Raw genomic sequence first — 2,835 nt, forward strand, 5'->3', positions numbered from 1 at the left:
GGAGAAAAGCTCATCGATCGGGGATCAGCTTCATTAGTTGAATAATCACAACCCCCAGGAATTCCCTCTGAGATACGCCCTAGTTGCACCCAACGGGGGCGCCAGCGCAGGCCGGCTTCACCAGCCAACTTTTACGGATCAAGAGCTTCCCTTTTTAGCCGTTAAAGCTTTATCGCCACCCGAAAGCCTTACCGCCGGCTTGACGATGGCGCAATGTTAGTCGCATTTTTATTTATAATATCTACAAATTTTTGAACTGTTTTGATTGCGATAGCAGCCTCTTCTCCTGTTACCACTTTCCCCTTATGGACTATATCGTTTCGAATTTTCCGTATTTTATTTAGGTCGGATATTATTGCCTTGTTTTCTCCCACAAAACTTGGGAATAGTAGTGGTAATTCTATGTTTATTTGATAACTAATGCCAATATCTTTTTCATAGTTCTTTATTGTCGACTTAGATAGACCCCGTTCAATCTTTGCGCTAGTTACTAAGCTTCCTACTAACGATTCAATGAATATAAATGAGTCTAGTAACGCATATTTATAATTCTTATTATGAAATAGTTCTTCTTTAGCCTTGATGAACAAGTCGACTGACCAGTCTTCATTGTCGTTATACTCATACTCACTTTGGGTAATTTCTTTTAAAGCTTTAGTGTTATCTTCAAGATCGTAGTGAGCTGATGGCGTATTTGTTCTATAATCGGCTAAACTTACTGTTGACAAACTTGGCTTAAAAAAACCTTTGTGTTTAGTAAATTCTAATCGTTCCAATTCTTCAAACTGTAAATCAGAATCGCTATATTCCCACGTTGTTTCATAAATAAGTATTGCGTTTTTGTGAAAAGTTTCCGAAAACTGCAGTATAAAATCATCCGAGGCCCTTTTATACATTTGAACAAAATTATGTAAGTATTTCCAAAATAGTCGTTTGCTTTCGTCATCATCATCTATATCATCTACTTCAAATTTTAAATAAAGTTTAGTGTAATATGTATTTGAATATGTTCTTGTGTTTTGTTCTTCCGAATCTATGATAAAGTAGAACTCGTCTTTATCAATTAATTGTGCTGCCTCACTAAAAGAAGGCGATATGTCTTTTTTCAATGTGATATCAATTAGCTGATCACCATCCCGAGGTAATATGAATTTAGTATTTTTAACAACGAATTCATTATCGAATTCCCTAACTACAATGGGGAGGCTTTTAGACACAATTTTTACTATATAAAATTTTCCGTTTAATGAGATAGTGTATTCTGAATTATCCTGGAGTCCAATAAATCCTGGGTAATTTACAGTATAGTGTTTCTTTCCGTTTTTCATTATTTGCTATCAGATTTACCGTGATAGGAGTATGGTGTACCTTGATTGCGACTAACGGGGGCGCCCACGCAGCCGGGGCATTCTTCGTAGAACCCAACCAACTTCAACCCACCCACGAGGGGGCGGCGCGGCGGCATGGCCCGAAACCGACCGCAGGGAGCTTTCGGGCCATTGACGACGCGACGTGCCCGAACACTGATAGTATCTAACCAACACCGCGGCTACCCAGCCCCGGTTGACGCTGGGCGCGGTGTTGGGCGCATAGACTTTAAAAAATATAAGAATCTATTGAGATTGGAGGCTATCTCTGCTCACTAGATTTCTGTAAAATCTCTTTTTCTTTTTTTGTTAAGGCACTAAAACCCTCTGATTTAATTTTATCCAAAACATCGTCTACACTAACTTCTCGTCTACTTGTAAGATTGATCTTTGGAGTTTCGAAATTCCATTTGTTCGTAATCAATACCTCTGGACGGTAGAATATTACGTACATGAATCCAGATATAGGCAGCAATAGCAGAAGCAACACCCACCAGTTGGCAAACACTACTTCATGCCGCAGAACGACCGTCAACAGTATTCCGGTAATGATACCCCCTAGATGGGCTTCGTGCCCAATATTATCTGCTTGTGATTTTATGCCTAATATAGAAACTATAATAAGCGCTAACCCGAAGATCCAACTTGTGAAACTGATCGGTATGAACAAAAGACCAATCTCACTAAATGGATACAATAAGATAGATGATGCAATGACTCCGCTCACCGCTCCAGATGCGCCAACTGCAGTGTAGTCACCATGATTGCGATGAATAAACAACGCAAAGACATTTCCGCCTAACAAAGATAAGAAATAGACTAACAAAAAATTTCGGACCCCAAAAACCATTTCAAGGCTCAGGGAAAAAGAAATCAACGCACCCATATTAAATGCAAAATGAATCCAATTCGCATGAAGGAATCCTGATGAAAATAATCTATGGTACTCTTTATTTATGAGTATCTCATCTACATCAAGCTTGTACTCATCCTGATAGCTTTTTCGGCTTAAACCTAAATAGGTAATTAACCCAGTAAATATAAGAATTAACGTTCCGGCTATTCCTTGTGATATCATAATGAATCAATCATTCTGTTCTTTGAACAGATTTAGGCTAAAATTTAGATGTCTACCGATAAAGGTACACACATTCACGCAAATTTAAGGCTTGGCTAATATTTAAAGCAATCTAGAATCATCACTGTATCTAAACTTTTATTACCTATTTGAGTCGCAGAGATTGTATAAGACTTTTGTAATCATATTACTATGACAATCAACTCTTTAGTTTGAGATTTTAAGCTAAGATTGCTCCTATATATGCAAATGTTGTCAATATGTTGTTCTGACCCGCCTTTAATGGCGGGTTGCGCCCAACGGGGGCGCCAACGCAGGCCGGCTTTCACCGACCAGTGTCCTGATCTTCAAAAGCCTTTAGTCAGCTTTTAAAGCCTTCATCGACTCCTA

The 2,835-nt window shown here is 38.8% G+C and carries 2 protein-coding genes; both read right to left on the reverse strand.

All coding sequences use genetic code 11. The annotated features are described in order from the left end of the window. Window positions 1-188 precede the first annotated feature (188 nt). Entirely contained in the window at window positions 189-1,328 is a 1,140-nt protein-coding gene (locus tag GGR28_RS18785; protein ID WP_183497378.1) for a hypothetical protein, read from the reverse strand. A 301-nt stretch (window positions 1,329-1,629) separates the two neighbouring features. Beyond that, window positions 1,630-2,445, reverse strand: coding sequence for a rhomboid family protein (locus GGR28_RS18790; protein ID WP_183497379.1), 816 nt, complete (start codon window positions 2,443-2,445; stop codon window positions 1,630-1,632). Window positions 2,446-2,835: the final 390 nt, after the last annotated feature.

The organism is Neolewinella aquimaris (assembly GCF_014197245.1).
GTDB lineage: Bacteria > Bacteroidota > Bacteroidia > Chitinophagales > Saprospiraceae > Neolewinella > Neolewinella aquimaris.